Origin of the sequence: Chryseobacterium manosquense, from assembly GCF_014623485.1 — a bacterium.
Classification (GTDB): Bacteria; Bacteroidota; Bacteroidia; order Flavobacteriales; family Weeksellaceae; genus Kaistella; species Kaistella haifensis.
Map to the genome: position 1 here is coordinate 2020168 of NZ_CP060203.1, position 21032 is coordinate 2041199.

The following is a 21032-nucleotide window of genomic DNA, read 5'->3' on the forward strand; positions in this document are numbered from 1 at the left end:
ACTAATCATGAAAAAGATTGCAATGCTTTTAATTTTCTGCTGTACGATATTACATGCACAGAAAGAAAATTTCGATAATCTTTGGTTTATTTATTTTGGAAATCAACAAATTACAAAAAATTTAAACTGGTGGACAGAAGCACAGTTCAGAAATACTGAAGCCGCCGGAAATCCGCAAAATATTTTATTAAGAACGGGTATTGGATATAATCTTTCCGAGAATAATAATAATTTGTTGCTAGGATACGGATATATCATCGGTTATGCTGAAGATGCTGAACAACAAGCAATAGCTTCCTCAAAAGAACACCGAATTTATCAGCAGTTTATCCATAAAAATAAAATCGGAAAGGTTCCTTTGCAGCACCGCTTTCGCTTGGAAGAACGCTTTCTGGAAAATGAATTTAAGTTACGGGCAAGATATTTTCTGGCTGCAAATGTTCCGCTGGGAGAAAATTTTATGAAAGAAAAATCCACCTATCTTTCGCTGTATAACGAAATATTTGTGGTTCCCGAAGAGCGTATTTTCGACCGGAACAGAATTTATGCTGCTTTAGGATATGTTTTAAATAAAAACACAAGAATTGAAGTAGGCTATATGGATCAAACGACCTTTAAGAAAGGAACAAGCCCATTTTCTTCAAAACTTAATCAGGGACAAATACAACTGGTGATTTTCAACACCATCAATTTCGACTGATTAAGATTACATAAAAACAAGAAACTTTTTTTCATCTCATATAGTTTTTATGAAGCCGGATGTTCTTATGAGCATCCGGTTTTTATTTTCCGTTAAAGGCTGTCATTGTATTCTGAATTCCGGCAAAAACAAAAGAAAGGCAGGCTTTAGAAAATTTTTCTATTCTTTCCTGCAATTTTTCGCGCTCTTCTTCATTCCATTTTCCGAGAACGTAATCTACTTGTCTTCCTTCAGGAAAATCGGCGGAAATCCCGAAACGCAATCGGGGATAATTTGGGGTATTTAATTGTTCCTGAATGCTTTTCAAACCGTTATGACCTGCATCTGAACCTTTCATTTTCATCCTTAAAGTTCCGAAAGGCAATGACAAATCGTCCGTAACGATCATCAAATTTTCCAAAGGTATGTTTTCTTTCTGAAGCCAAAATTTTACCGCATTCCCGGAAAGATTCATATACGTATCGGGCTTCAAAACAAACACTTTTCGTCCTTTATATTTCCCTTCTGCTACAAGACCAAAATTGGCGGGTTTAAAAGAAACTTCCAACGTTTCCGCAATTTTATCTGCAACTTTAAACCCGACATTGTGCCGGGTTTCTGTATATTCTTCGCCTTTATTTCCAAGACCTACAATCAAGTATTTCATTACTATAAATATTTAATGTTAAGATTTCCAATATCATCCGAAATGGTAATTTTTCGAACAGTTTAATGGCAAAATCTTTCTTTTTTCAACTAAATTTCAGCAAAAGTAAACTTTTTTTTGAAACCGATAACCCTCAGATTATTTGGTTAAAATTCGCTCCAAAACTGCATTCACTTCATCGACGTGTTGCACATTTTCTTTTCTCATCATCAGCTGGCTGCCTTCTGCGGAATGTTTCTCTTTCAAAGTAGCCTCTTTCGGATTCTGGCTTAAATAAGAAATTAGATGTTTAAATTTATCACTTTGGTAGAATTTATCCTGAGGATTTGGTGGGAAATATCCGAGGAAAGTTCCGTTTTTCACCACAATTTTATCGAAGCCAATTTCTGCGGCAATCCATTTCAGTTCTACACTTTTCAATAGATTTTGCGCTTCAGTTGGCAGTTTTCCGAAACGGTCTTCTAATTCATTTTCAAACTTCTTCAGATCTTCTTTACTTTGAATTTCTGCCAATTTTTGGTAAAGCGAAAGTCTTTCTTCAATACTTTGAACATAAAAATCCGGCAACATCAATTCCAGATCGGTATCAATATTCACTTCTTTTGTCGATTTAAAGAGTTTTTTGCGGTCTTCTTCATTATCAAACAAATTGCTGAATTCCTCATCATTCTGAAGTTCTTCCAACGCTTCCTGCATAATTTTTTGGTAGGTATCAAAGCCCATTTCGTTGATGAAACCACTTTGTTCGCCACCCAGCAAATCGCCTGCTCCACGGATTTCCAAGTCTTTCATCGCAATCTGGAAACCACTTCCCAAATCCGAAAATTGCTCAATCGCTTCCAACCTTTTTCTCGCATCCGAAGTCATCATATCAAAAGGAGGCGTAATCAAATAACAAAACGCTTTCCTATTGCTACGCCCAACTCTACCGCGCATTTGGTGCAGATCCGCCATTCCGAAACGTTGCGCATCATTAATGAAAATCGTATTCGCATTCGGAACATCTACTCCACTTTCCACAATCGTGGTGGAAACCAAAACATCGTATTTGCCTTCCATAAAATCGAGGACATTGCGCTCCAATTGTTTCCCTTCCATTTGTCCATGACCGGTAATTACTCTTGCATCAGGAACCAATCTTTGGATTAAACCTGCAATATCTTTCAGGTTTTCAATTCGATTATTGATGAAATAAACCTGTCCATCACGCTGAAGTTCGTAAGAAACTGCATCTCTGATGATTTCCTCATTAAAACCTATAATACTCGTATCAACGGGTTGCCTGTTTGGTGGTGGTGTTTTAATCACCGATAAATCTCGTGCAGCCATCAAAGAGAATTGCAAAGTTCTCGGAATCGGTGTTGCAGTAAGGGTTAACGTATCAATATTATTTTTTAAAGTTTTGAGTTTGTCTTTTACGGAAACTCCGAATTTATGTTCTTCATCGATGATTAGTAATCCGAGATCTTTAAATTTCACACTATTTCCAACCAACTGATGCGTTCCGATGACAATGTCGATTTTCCCTTCTTCAAGGCCTTTCAAGGTTTCGTTTTTCTGTTTTGCTGTTCGAAAACGATTCAAATAGGAGATATTCACCGGGAAATCTTTCAAACGCTCCTTAAAACTTCGATAATGCTGAAAAGCCAAAATGGTGGTCGGAACCAAAATCGCAACTTGCTTACCGTCTGTGGCGGCTTTAAAAGCGGCTCTCACTGCAATTTCCGTTTTCCCAAAACCTACATCACCGCAGATCAAACGATCCATCACGGTATCGTTTTCCATGTCTTTTTTCACATCCAGCGTTGCTTTTTCCTGATCCGGAGTATCTTCGTAAAGAAAACTCGCTTCCAACTCATTTTGCAGATAAGAATCGGGAGCAAAGGCAAAACCTTTCGCCGTTTTTCTTTGTGCATAAAGCTTGATGAGGTCAAAAGCAATTTGCTTCACCTTCGCTTTGGTTTTTTGTTTTAAATTTTTCCAAGCCGGAGAACCGAGTTTACTGAGTACAATTTCGCGTCCGTCGGGGCCGTTGTATTTGGAAATTTTATGTAGGGAATGGATCGAAACATAAAGCAAATCACCATTTTTATAAACCAATTTGAAACATTCCTGAACTTTTCCATTGTTGTTCACTTTCACCAAACCCATGAATTTTCCGATGCCGTGATCGATGTGGGTAATGAAATCGCCAACTTTCATCTGCATTAAATCTTTCAGCGTAAGTTGTTCGGATTTTGCAAAGGTATTTTTCGCTTTAAATCTTTGGTAACGGTCAAAAATCTGATGATCGGTGTACACCGAAATGCGATGATCTACATCTACAAAACCCTCATGAAGTTCGGATTTGAAGGATTTGAAAGGGATTTTTTGATCCTCGCCAACAGCTCCGATTTCTTCAAAGATTGCTTTCAAACGCTCTTTCTGCTTCTCGGTGGAAAATGAAATCCATACATCAAAACCGGCATCTTTTTTCTCATTTAAATCGTCAATCAAAAATTCGAAATTTTTATTGAAAGTGGGCTGTTGCGTTTGGTTGAGTTCTACTTCCTGAACATTTAGGCCATCAAATTTCAATGCATTAATGGTAAAATCAATGCTTTTGAATTTTTGATAATCCGCCATCAAAACTTCTTCCGAAACAAACAGCTCTTCGGGTTTTCTATGAGTGATCTCTTTGCTTAATGATTTATATTTTTCACCCGCTTTTTCGTAAAAATCGTTCGTTTTCCGGAATCCGAGAAATGCATTTTTGGAAACCACCAAACTATCCTTTGGCAACAATTCGAAGAAAGAAACCTTGTTACCCGAAACCGCAAAATTCATATTTGAAACCAACTGAAATTCGTTTATTTTTCCATTGGTAAGTTGCGTTTCGATATTAAAAGTTTTAATGCTTTCAATTTCATTTCCGAAAAATGTAATCCGATAAGGCTCTTCATTGGAATACGAAAAAACATCAACAATTCCGCCTCGAACCGAGAATTCGCCCGGCTCGGAAACAAAATCCGTCAAAGTAAATCCGAACTGGTGCAAAAGTTCTTCCGTGAAATCGAAATCCAGACTTTCGCCGACTTTTATTCGATGAGAAATTGCTTTAAAATCTTCTTTTTTCAATACTTTTTCCGCCAAAGCTGAAAATCCTGCAACGATGACTTTAGGTTTTTTTCCGGAGTTTAATTTATTTAGAACTTCAGTCCTTAGGACAAGATTTGCGTTTTGAGTTTTCTCGATTTGATAAGGATCCAGATGAGTTGCCGGAAAATACAGAACGTTTTCTTTTCCCAGCAAATCCTCCATTTCTGCGGTAATATAGAGCGCCTCTTCCTTGTCTTCAATAAGAAAAAGAATCGTTTTTTGTTGAGACAGAAACAATTCGGCAGTAAAAACCGAAGGTGCAGATCCTGCAAAACCTTTCACAGAAATATGCGAATATTGATCGAGATTATCGAAGATTTCTTTACCGAATTCGTTGCGCAACATATCGGGAAGAAATGTCTCATTGATGGACTTTAACTGCATCTTTTATCATTAATTATAAATAACAAAAGCGATTTCGAGATAATTTCGAAACCGTTTTTCTAATGGCAAATTTACGTTTTATTTTCGAGTTTTATTTTATATTATGAATTGCATAAAACATAAATTATACACCACTTTTTTAACATTAATCTTCCATAATCATAAAAAAGCTTAATAAATGTTAAAATAAACCCATTATGGTTTCGTGGCACAATGTTTGAAAAACTCCATCCTATTAACTTTAAAAAAAAATATTATGAAATCTATTCTTCAAAAAAAGCAAACCCGAAATTCAATTTTCAAAGGAACCACAAAATTAATCGCATTATTCCTTTTAGTATTTTCTGTGTTTGCACTAAGTTCTTGCAGCCGTGACGATGATCCTGCTGACAACGATTTCTTTGCCGGAACCTACACCGGAAGTATTAGCTATAACGACGGAACCAATACAATCAGCAAAGACAACGGAAGTGTTTTCGTAACTAAAATCGCGAGCGGAACTAAATACAACTTCAGATTTTCCGATTCAATTCCTGATCTTAATGGAATAGAATTCGAACAAAGCGGTGACAACGTTTTAGTGATGGTTGGTTCTACCGCAACTTCTTATATTAGAATCGACAACAATGAGTTGAAGATTTTGTACATCAAAGATGGAAAAACTTGGACTGCAAACGCAACCAGATAATATCATTTCATTTTATAGAAAAACTGCTTCAGTCATTTGAAGCAGTTTTTTTGTACTTTTAAGAAAAAATATTTGATGAATTTCTTTTTAAAATTAATGACATTCTTGGTGTTGATTTTTGGCATAACAAGCTGCAGAAGCGATTCCCAGGAAAATTCGCGCGCTTATGTTGAAGGAAAAATCGTCTTCACCAACATCGATCTTCAAAATTATCTGCTGAAGATCACTGATCAAGACAAAATTGTTGCAGAAACTATAATCGAATCAGACGGAAGTTTTAAACTTTCTGGACCCATTTCCGGCGAGGGATTTTCCATTGTTTCAACCGAGAAAATCAGATCTTTTAATACCGATAAAACCGGACTGACTTTATCACAAGATGCCTTTAAAATAAATGTTCCGAAAGGAATTACTTACCTGAAGTTTAACGAAATTGTATTGGAGAAATGAGAAAATTTGCTGCTTTATTTTTATTTTTTTCGTTAATGGTTTTTTCTCAAAGGAACAAAAACAAACTCGATGTGGTTTCTAATATCGATGTGAAAGTAATCGCGATGAAACCTCTTGGAAACAATTCTTTGGCAAAAAATTTACAGCCTTTTTACGGATTTAGTTTCGGTGGAAATCTGATGACGCCGATTAATTTTGGAATTGGGATTGATTACAGCGAACTTTTCTCGAATGTGCAATATGGTCATCAAAATATTTATGGAAACATCGGATCGCCTAGACTGAGCCAGTTTGACGTTTTCCTCACTCATCGGGAAAATATTTCTGAAGAATTTATGGTTGAAGAAATGGCTGGTTTCAGCTACTATCGTTTTTCGAATATTTTCATCAATCAACAAATGGAAAAACACAAGGATCAAGCAATGGGCTTCAACCTCGGTGGGAAAGCGATTTATGTTTTAGATGGTCCACAACAGGTTTTCGTAGCAGGAAAAATCAATTTTTATAGCGGAAATATTTACAATGAAAATCCGGAAATTGAGAAATACTACAACCGCTCCACGTTCTTGAGTTTGAGTTTGGGGTATCGATATCAATTTTAAAATTAAAACTTAGATTAAAATAATTTTAAAAACCTTTAAATTTGCTTCATGCTAAATTTCATTAAGAAAAAAATCGCTTTAATCTGGGCAAAAAAGCACGTTAAAGAAACCGAAATATACAAACAAAACGCCGTTGAAGATCAGGAAAAACTGTTGCTATCTTTGGTAAAAACTGCGGAGAAAACTTTGTTTGGAAGAGAACATAGGTTTGAAAATATTCAGAATGTTCAGGATTTTCAAAATCAAGTAAAAATTGCCGATTATGAAGAACTGAAACCCTACATCGAACGCGTAAAAAAAGGACAACGAAATATCCTCTGGACCGAAACTCCCGAGTATTTTGCGAAAACTTCGGGAACTACTTCCGGCGCGAAATACATCCCGATTTCCAAAGAAGGAATGCCTTACCAAATTGCGGCAGCGCAAAGTGCGATTTTTCATTATATCCATCAGAAAAACAATTCGGATTTTGTTTCCGGAAAAATGATTTTCTTGCAGGGAAGTCCGGAATTAGAAGAAATCAACGGCATCAAAACAGGAAGACTTTCCGGAATTGTTGCGCATCATATCCCCAATTATCTTCAAAAAAACCGTTTGCCAAGTCTGAAAACCAACCTCATCGAAGATTGGGAAACCAAAGTTGACGAAATCGTAAAGGAAACCGAAAAGGAAAACATGACCTTGATTTCCGGAATTCCACCTTGGTTGATTATGTATTTCGAAAAACTGATCGAAAGAAATGGAAAAAAAATCACCGAACTTTTCCCAAATCTTCAGCTGATCATCACCGGTGGCGTGAACTTCGAACCTTACCGCGAAAAAATGAACGAACTGCTGGGTAAACCCGTGGATACGATCCAGACCTTTCCGGCGAGCGAAGGATTTTTTGCTTTTCAAGATGATTATCAAAAAGAAGGGTTACAACTTTTGACCAATCACGGGATTTTCTATGAATTTGTTCCTTTGGAAGAATACGGAAAACCGGAAGCGAAAAGATTGACTTTAAAAGACATCGAACTTCACAAAGATTATGCATTGATTTTAACGACTAATTCTGGACTTTGGGCGTATTCGATCGGCGATGTGGTACGTTTTATCTCAAAAAAACCTTACCGAATCGTAGTTTCGGGACGCACCAAACATTTTACATCAGCTTTTGGTGAACATGTAATAGCCTTTGAAGTGGAGGAAGCGATGAAAGCTACGGTGGAAAAATTTCCGGCGCAAATCACAGAGTTTCATTTGGCTCCGCAGGTGAATCCGCAAGAAGGTTTGCCTTATCATGAATGGTTTATCGAGTTTGAAAAAGAACCGGAAAATTTGGAAGATTTCCGCCAAAACCTGGATGCTGAAATGCGAAAAAGAAATGTGTATTATGATGATTTAATAACCGGAAATATTTTGCAAGTATTGAAAATCACCAGATTACAGAAAAACGCTTTTCAGGATTACGCAAAATCGGAAGGAAAACTCGGGGGACAAAACAAAATTCCAAGATTAGCAAATGATCGAAAAATTGGGGATTTTTTGGAGACACGATCTTATTTAGATTTTAAATAATTTTCTATCTTTGATCAATATTCCATTAAAATGAATTTAGATATTAACATAGAAACCAAAAAATTGGCACTTATTCAGTGGTTAACTTCATTGAACGATGTTTCTATGATTGATAAGATCATGGAACTCAAACAAGAAGAAAAGAAAGATTGGTGGAACGAAATTTCTGATGAAGAAAAAGAATCGATTGAAAAAGGCTTATCAGATGCTGAATCTGGAAAGCTAACACCGCATTCTGAAATAATAAAAAAGTATGAAAAGTGGTTATAGAATTTTTTGGACTGAACATGCAGCCTCTGAATTAGATCAAACCATTCAATATTTACAAACAGAATTTTCTGCTAAAGAAATTTCAAAACTTTTAATTAAATTAGAAGAAAATTTAGAACTAATTTCTATTAATCCTAAAATATTTCCCATTTCTGATAAAAAAGGAATTCGCAAAGCAATCCTGCTTAAATACAATTCCATCTATTACCGCGAAATCAATAATACTGTAGAAATTTTATCTTTCTTCTCTAACAGACAAAATCTTACAAAGAGAAAAATTTAATTATGCACTCACAAACTTTAGTCCGACAACGGACGCAATTAATGTAGTCACGAAAAACATTCGCCAGAAAGTGGCCGGTTCATTAAAAATAAAAATTCCTGCCAAAACACCGCCAACAGCGCCAATTCCCGTCCAAACCGCATACGCAGTTCCTATCGGAATAGGATTGTGGCCAATGGAAATCGCTTTGTACATCAAATACATACTGATGAAAAGCGAAAGCACAAAACCGCCCCACCAGAAATAACTTTCGCGGCCGGTGGTTTCCTGCGCTTTACCAAGACAAGTCGCAAAACCGGTTTCAAATAAACCTGCGATGATGAGGATAATCCAATTCATGCTTCAAAGATAAGTTTTTAATAAATTCCCAAAAACTCTTCGTCAAGATTTACTTAGATTAATTCTGAAAAATTACATTTGCAAAATGATTTCACTCACGCCCGTACAAACGTTAAAGATCCCAGAATTTCGAAACTTAATGTCCGGAAGATTTTTCCTGGTTCTTTCGTTCAGAATGCTTGCAACATTGATGGGATGGTGGATTTATCAACTCACCAAAGATCCTTTTGCTATCGGGCTTATCGGCTTGTCGGAGGTTATTCCTGCAGTTTCAACCGCTTTGTACGCCGGACACGTGATTGATAATTCGGAGAAAAAGAAATTGCTGTTAATCTGCAATTACGCTTATGTATTCCTGATCAGTTTATTGATTATTCCGGCATTTTTTGGTAATGAATTATTACATTTCGACAATAAAGAAATTTCGTATTTCATTTATGCAGTCATCTTTTTCACCGGATTTTGCAGGGCTTTTTTAGGACCAATTATCCCCTCGATGATCCCCAAAATCGTATCCAAAGATGTTCTTCCGAATGCCATTACCTTAAATCAAGGAACTTTTCTTACGGCATCGGTAGTTGGTCATGCTTTGGGCGGATTTCTAATTCATTGGATTGATATTTCCGGAACCATTTTGGTGGTGGTGGGTTTAATGATTTTTTCATCGGTTTTCTTTTGGATGATCAAAAAACACCCATCAGAAAATACTCAGAAAGAAATTGGGGTGATGCAAAGTATGCGAGAAGGAATTACCTATATTTATAAAACGAAAGAAATTCTAGGCGCACTTTGTCTGGATATGTTTGCGGTACTTTTTGGTGGTGCTGTGGCAATGATTCCTGTTTTTGCAACAGATATTTTGAAAGTCGGTGCAGAAGGTTTCGGTTTGCTGAATGCGGCGTCCGATATCGGTTCCATGTGTATTATTGCATTTCTGGCTTTTGTTCCTTTGAAGAAAAATCAAGGTAAAATTTTATTGGTGGCTGTTGCAGGATTTGGTTTGTGCATCATTGGTTTCGGACTGTCAAAATGGTATTGGCTTTCCTTCTTTTTTTTGGTTTGCAGCGGAATGCTCGATGGTATTTCTGTGGTCATCCGTGGTACTATTGTGCAGCTGAAAACACCAGATTATATCCGCGGAAGGGTTTTAAGCGTCAATTCAATTTTCATTATGTCGAGCAACGAAATGGGCCAGTTTGAAAGTGGACTCGCAGCGAAGCTTTTGGGCGTCGTACGATCGGTAGTTTTCGGTGGAAGCATGACGATTTTAATCGCTTTACTCGTAGGAATCACCGTTCCAAAGCTCAGAAAAATGCAATATTAAACCGAACTTTTTCTTGACTTTCATTTTTCTTTTCCTTAAATTCTTCTTGATTTATCAACATTGTAAATTATTGATAATTAAATATTTAATTACTTAAAAAAGAGAATTGTTGATTACTATCTTATTTTAATTTTTTAAAAAAACTATCTTTGCCCTATGGCACAAAAGGAAACATTATCTTCACTCATTCACGGCAATTTCGCAAAAGAACTCTCTATTTCGGATGGTAAAATGCCACCGAACGCTGTAGAATTCGAGAAATTGGTAATCGGTACCTTCTTGATCGACAAGAAAGGGCTCGATTATTCCATCGATCTCCTTACGGCCGATGTATTCTATGATCCTCGTCATCAGGAAATTTTCAGAGCGATCCTCAAATTATACGAAGGAAACCATCCTGTAGATTTGATGACCGTAATTCAGGAACTCAAAAAAACCGAAAGGTTGAGCTCTGCTGGTGGCGATCATTACATCATTGATTTAACGATGGGTGTTTCTTCCAGCGCTCACATTGAATATCATGTTCGTGTAATTCTTGAAAAATTTATTTTAAGAAGTTTAATTAATGTTTCTGCCAACGTTATCGACAGTTCTTACAAAGAATCTACCGATGTTTTTGAACTTCTCGATAAAGCGGAACAATCGTTTTTCGAAATCACAAACGGAACCATCAAAAAAGGTTTCGACACAGCAAATACGTTGGTAAAACAAGCAATTGAAACCATAAAATCTTTAAAAGACAAAGAAGGAATCTCCGGAATCCCATCTGGCTTCAGAGATATCGACAAAGAAACAGGTGGTTGGCAAAAATCGGATCTCATCATCATCGCGGCGCGTCCTGCGATGGGGAAAACTGCATTTTTGCTTTCTATGGCGAGAAACATCGCAGTTCAGCACAAAATTCCATTGGCTTTATTTTCTTTGGAGATGGCTTCGGTACAGTTAATCACAAGGATGATTGCTTCCGAAACCGGAATTTCATCGGAAAAATTAAGAAAAGGACAAATGAGCGACGAAGAGTGGCAAAGGCTTTTCAGCAACGTATCCGAACTCGAAAACGCGCCTTTGTATATCGACGAAACGCCTTCGCTTTCTGTTTTTGATTTCAGAGCAAAATGCCGAAGATTAGTGATGCAACATGGCGTAAAAATCATCATGGTCGATTACCTCCAACTGATGACGGCGAACAGCGGAAAAGGCGGAGCCGGAAATCGTGAACAAGAAATCGCAACCATTTCTCGTTCCTTAAAAGCCATTGCAAAAGAACTTGATGTTCCTGTAATTGCGCTCTCGCAACTTTCCAGAAGTGTGGAAACGCGCCCCGGAAAAAGACCGATGTTATCCGACCTTCGTGAATCCGGAGCAATTGAGCAGGATGCGGATATCGTGTCCTTTATTTTCCGTCCAGAATATTATAAAATCACTACTTGGGACAACGATGAAGACGGGGCAGAAACTTCTACCGAAAATCAAGCCGAGTTGATTATCGCAAAACACCGAAATGGTGCTACAGCAGACGTGAGAATGTCTTTCTTTAAAAATATTGCAAAATTCGCCGACCTCGATTTATTCGGAAACAATTTCGGTTATCAATCATCGAATTTCGGACAACAGGATCAACCAAGCGGTTTTGAAAAAATAAAAGCAACCATCGATCCGGGAGCAGCTTTCGACCTTCCAAATAATCAAAATCTGTCGGGTTCCGCCATGAATGATGACGATGATTCTGATGAGTTTCTTTATTAAAATTTAATCGATTTCATTTTCATTATAACTCACCACTTTTTTTATTAAATCTAAAACATCAACTCAATTGAGGATAGAAATCTTTACAGATGGTGCCTGCAGCGGAAATCCAGGAAAAGGAGGGTACGGAATCGTGATGAAAGTTCCCGAAAAAAACTATGAAAAAAGATATTCTAAGGGTTTTCGGCACACCACCAATAACCGAATGGAACTTTTGGCTGTAATTACCGCTTTGGAAAAACTGAAATCTACCGAACACGATATCCATATTTACACCGACAGCAAATACGTTTCCGATGCCATCAACCAGAAATGGATTTATGGATGGATAAAAAAAGGTTTTAAAAATGTGAAAAACCCTGATCTGTGGAAAAGGCTAATTCCGTTATTAAAAGCCCATAAAATTACTTTTCACTGGGTGAAAGGCCACGCCGGACATCCCGAAAACGAAATCTGCGACCGGCTCGCCGTGGAAGCCGCGCAATCCTCTGACCTCGAAATTGATGCATATTTCGAACGTCCAACGGATGAAGGGTTGTTCTAACATTACAACATCGCGCTTCCGTCTTCCTACTTTTTTCTATCTTTGAAATATGAATTACATCGAGGCGTTGCAGAAACGATATTCTGTAAAAAAGTTTAACAAAGAGAAGAAAATTTCAACGGAAGTTTTACAAAATATCCTTGTCGCCGGTCAACTTTCGGCAAGTTCCCTGGGACTGCAACCGTACAAAATTTTTGTAGTTGAAAGCGAAGAGATTAAAGAAAAACTGGTTCCGGCATTCAGAAATACCTCTCAGATTTCCACTTGTTCACATTTAATCGTACTGGTTTCTAAAAAAAGCATCGAAGAAAAATATTTGGACGGATATTTCAAACATATCACCGAAGTACGTTCTGTTCCCCTCGAAAGCCTTGATCTTTTCCGAAAAAGCATCGATTTTTACATTAATTCTCTTTCGCAAGAAGAGCAACAACATTGGAACGAAAAACAAGCATATATTGTTTTGGGACAGCTGATGTTCGCGGCGGCATTGGAAGAAGTTGATAGTTGCCCAATGGAAGGTTTCGACGAAAATATCATGAATGAGATTTTGAATCTCGATTCCGCTACAGAAACTGCTACTGTAACATTGGCTTTGGGATACCGCGCCGAAGACGACCATTTTCAAAATTTAATAAAAGTGAGAAAACCGAACGAAAAACTTTTCAAGTTTTTGTAACTTTATTCTTTCACAAATTTAAGGCACATAAAAAATGATAAAATCTGATGTATTGGTAATAGGTTCGGGAATCTCTGGGCTGTCTTACGCCATCAAAATTTCTGAACAGATGCCCGATGCCAAAATCATCATCGTTACGAAAGCCGATGAAGACGAAAGCAACACCAAATATGCGCAAGGCGGATTAGCAGTGGTAACAGACTTCGATAAAGACAATTTCCAAAAGCATATCGACGACACCATGCGTGCCGGGGACGGTGAGAACAACCGCGAGATTGTAGAAATGGTGATCAAGGAAGGACCTGCGAGATTCCAAGAGTTGGTGGAATGGGGAACACAATTTGATAAAGAAAAAGACGGCGACTTCAAACTCGGGCGCGAAGGCGGACATACCGAAAACCGCATTGTCCACCACAAGGACATCACCGGTGCAGAAATTGAACGCGCATTATTGGAGACCATCCGAAAATCCGAAAACATTGAAATGCTCGCCCACCATTATGTGATTGATCTAATTACCCAACACCATGTTCCGGGAAAAGAACTCAACACCGATGACATTTCCTGCTACGGTGCATATATCTTGGATGAAAAATCGAGAAAGATTAAAAAAATTACCGCAAAAATCACCTTGGTAGCAACGGGTGGAGCCGGACACGTTTACAAAAACACCACCAATCCCATTATCGCTACAGGAGACGGAATTGCCTTTGTACATCGTGCTCGCGGAAAGGTTTCTAATATGCAATATTATCAGTTTCACCCTACGGCACTGTATTCCAAAAGAGATGGTATGCTTTTCCTGATTTCTGAGGCGGTTCGTGGTGATGGAGCAAAACTTCGCCTGAAAAATGGTAAAAAATTCATGCATAAATATGATGAACGCGAGGAACTGGCTTCCCGCGACATTGTAGCAAGAGCAATAGACAACGAACTGAAAATCAGCGGTGATGAATATGTAGGACTCGATTGTCGCGAGATGAATCAGGAAAAATTCAAGGAGCATTTCCCAAATATCTACCAAAAATGCCTGGACGAAGGAATTGATCCGTTTAAACAACTGATTCCGGTAGTTCCTGCTTGCCACTACCTTATGGGCGGTATAGAAACCGACCGCAATGGACAAAGTTCCATAAAAAATCTCTTTGCAGTAGGCGAATGCACCAATTCCGGACTTCATGGAGCGAACCGACTGGCGTCCAATTCACTATTGGAAGGATTGGTTTTCGGACATAACGCAGCCATGAAAACGGTGGAACTGTTGAATATTAATGATTTTAATTTTGACGATCTAAAAGCCGTACCGGAATGGAACGAAGAAGGTATGAAAATGATGGACGAAATGGTGATGGTTTCCTATCTCCGCAGACAGCTTCAGGAAATGATGAGCGACTTAGTAGCCATCGTACGGAGTAACGCCCGTTTGGAACTGGCACAAAAAAAACAGCGTGAAATATACGAAGCCGTAACAGAACTCTACAACTATTCCATCATGTCTCCACAGCTTTCTGAACTTCGTAACCTAGGGAATGTAAGTTATTTAATTATAAAACATTCCCTTCAAATGAAAGAAAATAAAGGAAGTTTTTATAATAAAGATTTGGCACAAAAGCCGTTGACTATTTCAAATTTATAACGACCAGTTCCACCAAACTAATAGATAATAGACTTCCGTACCTATAATTTACAAATATGAAAAGACCATCTTACGCAACCGATAAAGCTTTAAAACAATTTATAAAATCTGCACTGGAAGAAGACATCCGCGATGGCGACCACTCTACCCTTTCCACAATTCCTGCGGATTTGGAGCAGCAGGCAAAACTTTTGGTAAAGCAAGACTGCATCCTCGCGGGAGTTGAACTGGCAGAAATAATCTTCAAAACTTTCGATAAAAATATGAAGGTTGAAGGATTTATTAAAGATGGCGAACCTGCGAAAGTGGGCGATATCGCTTTCATTGTCAGCGGTAAAGCTCAATCGATACTCCAAACCGAGCGCTTGGTGCTGAACTGCATGCAACGAATGAGCGGAATTGCGACTCTTACCCACGACTGGGATTCGAGACTTTTAGGAACCAAAACCAAACTTTTAGACACACGCAAAACCACTCCCAATTTCCGTATCTGTGAAAAATGGGCAGTTGCAATAGGTGGCGGAACCAACCATCGATATGGGCTTTACGACATGATTATGCTGAAAGACAACCACATCGACTATAACGGAAGTATTACCAATGCTGTAAAAATGGCAAAAGACTATCTAAAAGCCAACAAAAAGAAGCTTAAGATCGAAGTTGAAACCAGAAATTTACAGGAAGTTGAGGAAGCTCTAAAATCCGGTGTTGACAGAATTATGCTCGACAACATGAATGTTGATGACATGAAGAAAGCCGTAAAACTTATCAACGGAAAATGCGAGACTGAAGCTTCGGGCGGAATTACCCGCGACATGTTGAAAGAAGTTGCTGCTACAGGTGTAGATTTTATTTCCGCAGGCGCACTTACTCATTCAGCAGAAAACATGGATTTAAGCTTAAAAGCAGTGAAATAAGCGATATTATTTTCTGCATAATTTGTAATTTTTAGCATTTTTTTTTAAAATATTTATTGTTCATAAATTTTTGATTAAAGCAAGATAACGAGAGCAACCTATTGTATAGTAATAATTTAGGTGATTACAAAACGCAATTTCAAAATTTAACAATTCATTAATAATAGTTCCGTTTTTTTTAACGATTTTTGCCGAAAATATATATTTAAAATTAGTTAAATTTTATTATGAAAAGTAAAACTTTAAAGAAGACCGTGCTTATCGCTGCTATCGCTTTTTGCGGCTATGGAACTGTGCACGCGCAGGTTACTACAAGTAACATGACCGGTATTGTAACCACCGCTGATGGTAAGGCGAGCTCAGGTGCAACTATTAATGCAACCCATTTACCATCCGGTACAGCTTATACGGCGAAGGCAAATGCTTCCGGCAACTTTAACCTTCCGAACATGCGTGTTGGAGGTCCGTATAGAGTTGAAATCACTTATGCAGGACAGGCACCGCAAGTATATGAAGACGTGTACTTGGAACTAGGGCAACCTTTTGTATTGAACTCTGTAGTAGGGGAAACCAAGACTACAGATATTGCTGAAGTACTGATTACAGGAGCTGGCAGATCAAATGTAAATAAAACAGGAGCTGCTACAAACGTAGGCCAGAAGCAAATTCAGAATTTACCTCAAGCTAACAGAAGCATAACGGAATTTACGAGACTTACCCCGCAGGCTAACGGAAATTCATTTGCAGGTAGAGATGCTCGTTATAACAACCTTCAAATCGACGGTGCGAACTTTAACAATGGTTTTGGTTTAAGTTCAAATCCGCTACCAGGTGGTAATTCGCAACCAATTTCTTTAGATGCAATTCAGGAAATCAGTGTAAACATTGCTCCTTTTGATGTTACCCAGTCTGGTTTTACCGGGGCTGGTATTAATGCTGTTACCAAATCCGGAACCAATAAATTTCATGGATCACTTTATGGTTATTATAACGGTAAAGAACTGAACGGATGGAAAATAAACGGAGAGGAAATAGAAAAAGTAACAGGCGGAAGAATAACCAATGGTTTCACGGTAGGCGGACCGCTCATTAAAGATAAACTCTTCTTCTTTGTAAGTGCAGAAAGAGAAACTGCTACCGGAGCCAATGCATCCGGAGCTAACCTTTGGAAAGCCTCTCAGGACGGAGTTTCTGATCCGGCCAACAATATCACCCGAGTAAAAGAGTCTGATCTGATTGCCGTAAGAAATCACCTGATTAACCGCTGGGGTTATGACCCGGGAAGATATCAGGGATATGCCAATGAAGCTGAGCAGCAAGGTGATAAATTCCTGGCCCGTCTGGACTGGAACATCAGTGATCAGCATAAATTTGCCATCAGATACAACATTCTGGACGGAACTTCTATGCAGGTGGCCAATGCCACTTCAGGACCTTCTCCCAGATCATCCTGGGGACGTGTAAGTGACAGAGCCATGACCTTCGAAAACGGAAACTACGGCTTCCAGAATAAAGTTCAGTCACTGACTGCGGAATTAAACTCTACTTTTAATTCAAGCCTTTCCAACAAACTACTCTTTACCTACTCCAAAATTCAGGACCTCAGAACTACGCCTTCAGACACGCTGTTCCCGTTTGTAGACATCTGGGACGGATCTGCTACCGGGGGGAACTACATCAGCTTTGGTACAGAATTATTCTCTTACCTGAATGATGTATATAATGACAACTTCTCCATCATCAACAACCTGACTTATAACGTAGGCAAACATACTGTAACCGGGGGTGTAGCTTATGAACTTCAGAAATTCGGTAACTCCTACACCCGTATGGGAACAGGATACTACAGATATGCTTCAGTAGCAGATTTCTTAAAAACAGGTACTGCAAACGAAGTAGCGCCTATCATGTTTGGTCTTACTTATCCTTATGCTAATCAGGATACCTACGCAAGAGTTAACTTCGGACTGGGATCTGCATATGTTCAGGACAGAATTACGCTTAATGATAAATTCAACTTTACTGTTGGTGTAAGAGCAGAACTTCCGTTCTATCTTAACGATCTTACAGCAAACCCGTCAATCGACGCCCTGGAATTATTGGATAAAAACGGTAATCCTACAAAGTACTCTTCTGGATCATGGCCAAAATCACGAGTGATGCTTTCACCTCGTTTAGGATTTAACTATGATGTTCTGGGCGACCGCTCACTTACAGTACGTGGAGGAAGTGGTGTATTTTCCGGACGTGTACCTTTCGTATGGTTAACAAACATGCCAACCAACGCAGGTGTACTTCAGAATACCATTGAACCGGGATCTTATGCACAGGTTGCTGGGTGGATCAACAATGTTACATTCCAGCCACAGGATATTTACTATCACCTGAACAATGTTCCTGCCGGAGCGGAGAATGTTTTCATTACAAGTCCTAAAGCTGGTGCACCTTCCTCATTCGCATTGGTTGATCAGGATTTCAAAATGCCTTCTGTATGGAGATCAAGTTTAGGTATTGACTACAAAGTTCCTAACTCGCCATTTACTCTTACATCCGATATTCTTTACACAAAAGATATCAATGCGGTATTCCAGTTTGGAGCGAATAGAAAAGCATCCACCGAAAAAATGACTTATGCAGATCGGGTTTATTATCCAAACGCTGCATCATATACTTATAACCCAGCTATTGGAGCCAACAGTGCAACAATTCTTACGAATACAGACACCAAAGGTTATGCGTTTTCTGCAACTTTCGGAGCTCAGATGAGACCTTGGAAAGGGCTTTCAGGATCTGCGTTCTATACTTATTCCAAAGCTGAAGAAGTATCATCTAACTCAGGATCTAATGCTTCATCATCTTGGTTAGGTTCTCCAACAGTAGATTCTCCGAACCAGGATTTCTTAAGCATCTCTAATTATGCAGTTCCTCACAGAGTTGTTGCAAACGTGACTTATGAGATCAAGAAAACTGGTACAACGATCGGTGCTTACTACTCCGGAGCTCACCAAGGAAGATACTCCTATTACTATTCGAATGACGTAAACGGGGACGGCATTGCAAATGACTTAATGTATATTCCAACCTCTACAGCTAACATGAACTTTGCAGACATTACAACAGGAAGTGGTGCTAATACTACCGTTCTGTTTACAGCAGATCAGCAGAGAGCGGCATTCGATCAGTTCATTAGAGATAATGGTCTTGAAGATTATAGAGGACAAATCTTACCAAGAAACGCATTCCTTATGCCTTGGTTAAACCGTGTAGACATCCGCTTGACTCAGAATCTGTTTACTGATATGGTTCAGAAAGGGGATAAAATTCAACTTTCTCTGGATATCCTGAACTTTGGCAACATGCTGAACTCTGATTGGGGAATCCAGGATCAGAACGTAAGCTCTTACGGTGCTGCAATCCTTGGCCGTTCCGGTGCATTATCTCCAAATCCAACATTCCAGATGTTAAGAAGCGGTAATGAATTGGTTACTTCACCTACCAGACCTGCAAGTTCAAGATTTACTACTTGGTCCGCAATGTTCGGTATGAAGTATTCATTCTAAGAAACCTAGAGTTCTGAACTTTAGATTTGATATTAATCCCGACTTTATCGTCGGGATTTTTTTTATATTTGCAGTTAACTTATAAAAAAATATTATGGATTTCAACATCATGCTTCAGGCACACCGTGGTTTTGCTTATTTAATCCTGCTTTTGGCAGCTGTTTTTGTTGTGGCACTGCTCGTAACCATGTTCGGATATTCTGGGAAAATCTCAAAGCTTCTTAGAAAATCTACTCTTTTTACCATGATTTTCTTTCATACCCAAGCGTTAATCGGTTTGGTAATGCTATTCTTCTTCTCTCCGGGTTTTAAAGCGGCTAAAGAAGCAGGCACTTTAATGAAAGATGCCGTTTCCAGAAACACCTACGTTGAGCATCCAACGGCCATGATTATTGCAGCAGTATTGTTGACAATACTTAATAAAAAATTCAAAACCAACGATACCTTGAAAATGAGCTGGGTAGTTCTTGGCTTTGTAGCCATCGCACTAATGCTTTGGGCTTTTCAGTGGAGCCGTCTTTTTGGAGCATAAATTTTACCCTTAACTTTTTATCAAAATAATGAAAATAGCTGTCGTAGGCGCCACAGGAATGGTGGGCCAAGTAATGTTGAAAGTTTTAGAAGAAAGAAACTTCCCTGTTACAGAACTAATTCCAGTTGCATCTGAAAAATCTGTTGGTAAAAAAATCAGTTTTAAAGGAAAAGAATATTCCATCGTTTCTATGCAAACTGCGATCGACATGAAACCGGAAATCGCGCTTTTCTCAGCTGGTGGATCTACTTCTTTGGAGTTCGCACCTCAATTTGCTGAAGCAGGAACTACGGTAATCGATAATTCATCAGCATGGAGAATGATAGCTGATAAAAGATTGGTAGTTCCGGAAATCAATGCGGATATCCTTACCAAAGACGATAAAATTATTGCCAACCCGAACTGCTCAACCATTCAATTGGTGATGGTTTTACATCCTTTAAATAAAAAATACAACCTGAAAAGAGTTGTTGTTTCCACTTACCAATCGGTTACAGGAACCGGCAAAAAAGCCGTAGATCAGCTGAATGCAGAAATCAACGGTAATCAAGGTACGGAAATGGCTTATCATTATGAAATCTTCAAAAACGCATTGCCACATTGCGATGTTTTTGCGGAAGATGATTATACCAAAGAAGAATTAAAACTTATGACTGAACCTAAAAAAATCATGGGGGATGATAGTTTCAACCTTACCGCAACAGCAGTTCGTGTTCCTGTTCAGGGCGGACATTCCGAAAGCGTAAACATCGAATTTGAGAATGATTTCGATTTGAATGAAATCCGCAAAATACTTTCAGAAACTCCGGGCGTTGTAGTAATGGATGATGTGAAAAACAAAATCTATCCGATGCCACTTTATTCCGAAGGAAAAGATGAGGTTTTTGTTGGAAGGATCCGCCGGGATTCTTCCCAACCCAATACTCTAAACTTGTGGATTGTAGCAGATAACCTTCGAAAAGGCGCCGCGACCAACGCCGTGCAAATCGCAGAATATCTCTTAGAAAACAAACTTGTTTAATGATAAATGCTCA

Annotated in this window: 19 protein-coding genes; 16 read left to right on the plus strand and 3 right to left on the minus strand. The window is 38.5% G+C overall.

The window, feature by feature from the left end; genetic code table 11:
- Positions 1 to 7: 7 nt before the first annotated feature.
- Positions 8 to 700, plus strand: a complete 693-nt coding sequence (locus H0S70_RS09725) for a DUF2490 domain-containing protein (protein WP_188320648.1) — start codon at positions 8 to 10, stop codon at positions 698 to 700.
- Positions 701 to 782: 82 nt separating this feature from the next.
- Here H0S70_RS09725 and pth read toward each other — a convergent pair whose 3' ends face one another.
- Together pth and mfd are read right to left on the minus strand one after the other, a co-directional pair.
- A complete protein-coding gene (gene pth / locus H0S70_RS09730; protein ID WP_188320649.1) occupies positions 783 to 1346 on the minus strand; it encodes an aminoacyl-tRNA hydrolase in 564 nt (187 codons plus the stop codon).
- 138 nt (positions 1347 to 1484) lie between these two features.
- Complete coding sequence (gene mfd / locus H0S70_RS09735) at positions 1485 to 4868, minus strand: transcription-repair coupling factor (protein ID WP_188320650.1); 3384 nt, start codon at positions 4866 to 4868, stop codon at positions 1485 to 1487.
- Positions 4869 to 5124: 256 nt separating this feature from the next.
- Between mfd and H0S70_RS09740 the strand changes: the two genes are divergently transcribed.
- The 6 genes from H0S70_RS09740 (at position 5125) to H0S70_RS09765 (ending at position 8721) form a co-directional block, all read left to right on the plus strand.
- The gene (locus tag H0S70_RS09740; protein WP_188320651.1) at positions 5125 to 5556 is read left to right on the plus strand and encodes a hypothetical protein; all 432 of its coding nucleotides are present in this window, start codon (positions 5125 to 5127) and stop codon (positions 5554 to 5556) included.
- A gap of 75 nt (positions 5557 to 5631) precedes the next feature.
- The gene (locus tag H0S70_RS09745; protein WP_188320652.1) at positions 5632 to 6006 is read left to right on the plus strand and encodes a hypothetical protein; all 375 of its coding nucleotides are present in this window, start codon (positions 5632 to 5634) and stop codon (positions 6004 to 6006) included.
- The gene (locus H0S70_RS09750; RefSeq protein WP_188320653.1) at positions 6003 to 6608 is read left to right on the plus strand and encodes a hypothetical protein; all 606 of its coding nucleotides are present in this window, start codon (positions 6003 to 6005) and stop codon (positions 6606 to 6608) included. The genes H0S70_RS09745 and H0S70_RS09750 overlap by 4 nt, the downstream gene beginning before the upstream one ends.
- 48 nt (positions 6609 to 6656) lie before the next feature.
- A complete protein-coding gene (locus tag H0S70_RS09755; RefSeq protein WP_188320654.1) occupies positions 6657 to 8168 on the plus strand; it encodes a GH3 auxin-responsive promoter family protein in 1512 nt (503 codons plus the stop codon).
- A gap of 30 nt (positions 8169 to 8198) precedes the next feature.
- Complete coding sequence (locus tag H0S70_RS09760) at positions 8199 to 8438, plus strand: hypothetical protein (RefSeq protein WP_123903743.1); 240 nt, start codon at positions 8199 to 8201, stop codon at positions 8436 to 8438.
- The gene (locus tag H0S70_RS09765) at positions 8422 to 8721 is read left to right on the plus strand and encodes a type II toxin-antitoxin system RelE/ParE family toxin (protein ID WP_188320655.1); all 300 of its coding nucleotides are present in this window, start codon (positions 8422 to 8424) and stop codon (positions 8719 to 8721) included. The genes H0S70_RS09760 and H0S70_RS09765 overlap by 17 nt, the downstream gene beginning before the upstream one ends.
- Here the strand turns inward: H0S70_RS09765 and H0S70_RS09770 are convergent, their stop codons facing one another.
- On the minus strand, positions 8722 to 9060 hold the full coding sequence (locus H0S70_RS09770) for a DMT family transporter (RefSeq protein ID WP_188320656.1): 339 nt from the start codon (positions 9058 to 9060) through the stop codon (positions 8722 to 8724).
- Positions 9061 to 9145: 85 nt separating this feature from the next.
- Between H0S70_RS09770 and H0S70_RS09775 the strand changes: the two genes are divergently transcribed.
- The 9 genes from H0S70_RS09775 to H0S70_RS09815 all read left to right on the plus strand — a co-directional run bounded on the left by H0S70_RS09775 (position 9146) and on the right by H0S70_RS09815 (position 21019).
- Positions 9146 to 10384, plus strand: coding sequence for an MFS transporter (locus H0S70_RS09775; RefSeq protein WP_188320657.1), 1239 nt, complete (start codon positions 9146 to 9148; stop codon positions 10382 to 10384).
- 156 nt (positions 10385 to 10540) lie between these two features.
- Positions 10541 to 12130, plus strand: coding sequence for a replicative DNA helicase (dnaB, locus tag H0S70_RS09780; protein WP_188320658.1), 1590 nt, complete (start codon positions 10541 to 10543; stop codon positions 12128 to 12130).
- Positions 12131 to 12197: 67 nt separating this feature from the next.
- Complete coding sequence (gene rnhA / locus H0S70_RS09785; RefSeq protein WP_188320659.1) at positions 12198 to 12674, plus strand: ribonuclease HI; 477 nt, start codon at positions 12198 to 12200, stop codon at positions 12672 to 12674.
- Between the two features lie 49 nt (positions 12675 to 12723).
- Positions 12724 to 13353: an NAD(P)H-dependent oxidoreductase gene (locus H0S70_RS09790; protein ID WP_188320660.1), complete on the plus strand. Its 630-nt coding sequence runs from the start codon at positions 12724 to 12726 to the stop codon at positions 13351 to 13353.
- A 34-nt stretch (positions 13354 to 13387) separates the two neighbouring features.
- On the plus strand, positions 13388 to 14989 hold the full coding sequence (gene nadB, locus H0S70_RS09795) for an L-aspartate oxidase (RefSeq protein WP_188320661.1): 1602 nt from the start codon (positions 13388 to 13390) through the stop codon (positions 14987 to 14989).
- A 56-nt stretch (positions 14990 to 15045) separates the two neighbouring features.
- The gene (gene nadC / locus H0S70_RS09800; RefSeq protein WP_188320662.1) at positions 15046 to 15906 is read left to right on the plus strand and encodes a carboxylating nicotinate-nucleotide diphosphorylase; all 861 of its coding nucleotides are present in this window, start codon (positions 15046 to 15048) and stop codon (positions 15904 to 15906) included.
- Between the two features lie 227 nt (positions 15907 to 16133).
- Positions 16134 to 19466, plus strand: a complete 3333-nt coding sequence (locus H0S70_RS09805; RefSeq protein ID WP_188320663.1) for a TonB-dependent receptor — start codon at positions 16134 to 16136, stop codon at positions 19464 to 19466.
- A gap of 94 nt (positions 19467 to 19560) precedes the next feature.
- Positions 19561 to 19998, plus strand: coding sequence for a hypothetical protein (locus tag H0S70_RS09810; RefSeq protein ID WP_188320664.1), 438 nt, complete (start codon positions 19561 to 19563; stop codon positions 19996 to 19998).
- A gap of 28 nt (positions 19999 to 20026) precedes the next feature.
- Positions 20027 to 21019: an aspartate-semialdehyde dehydrogenase gene (locus tag H0S70_RS09815; RefSeq protein WP_188320665.1), complete on the plus strand. Its 993-nt coding sequence runs from the start codon at positions 20027 to 20029 to the stop codon at positions 21017 to 21019.
- The last annotated feature ends 13 nt before the right edge of the window (positions 21020 to 21032 follow it).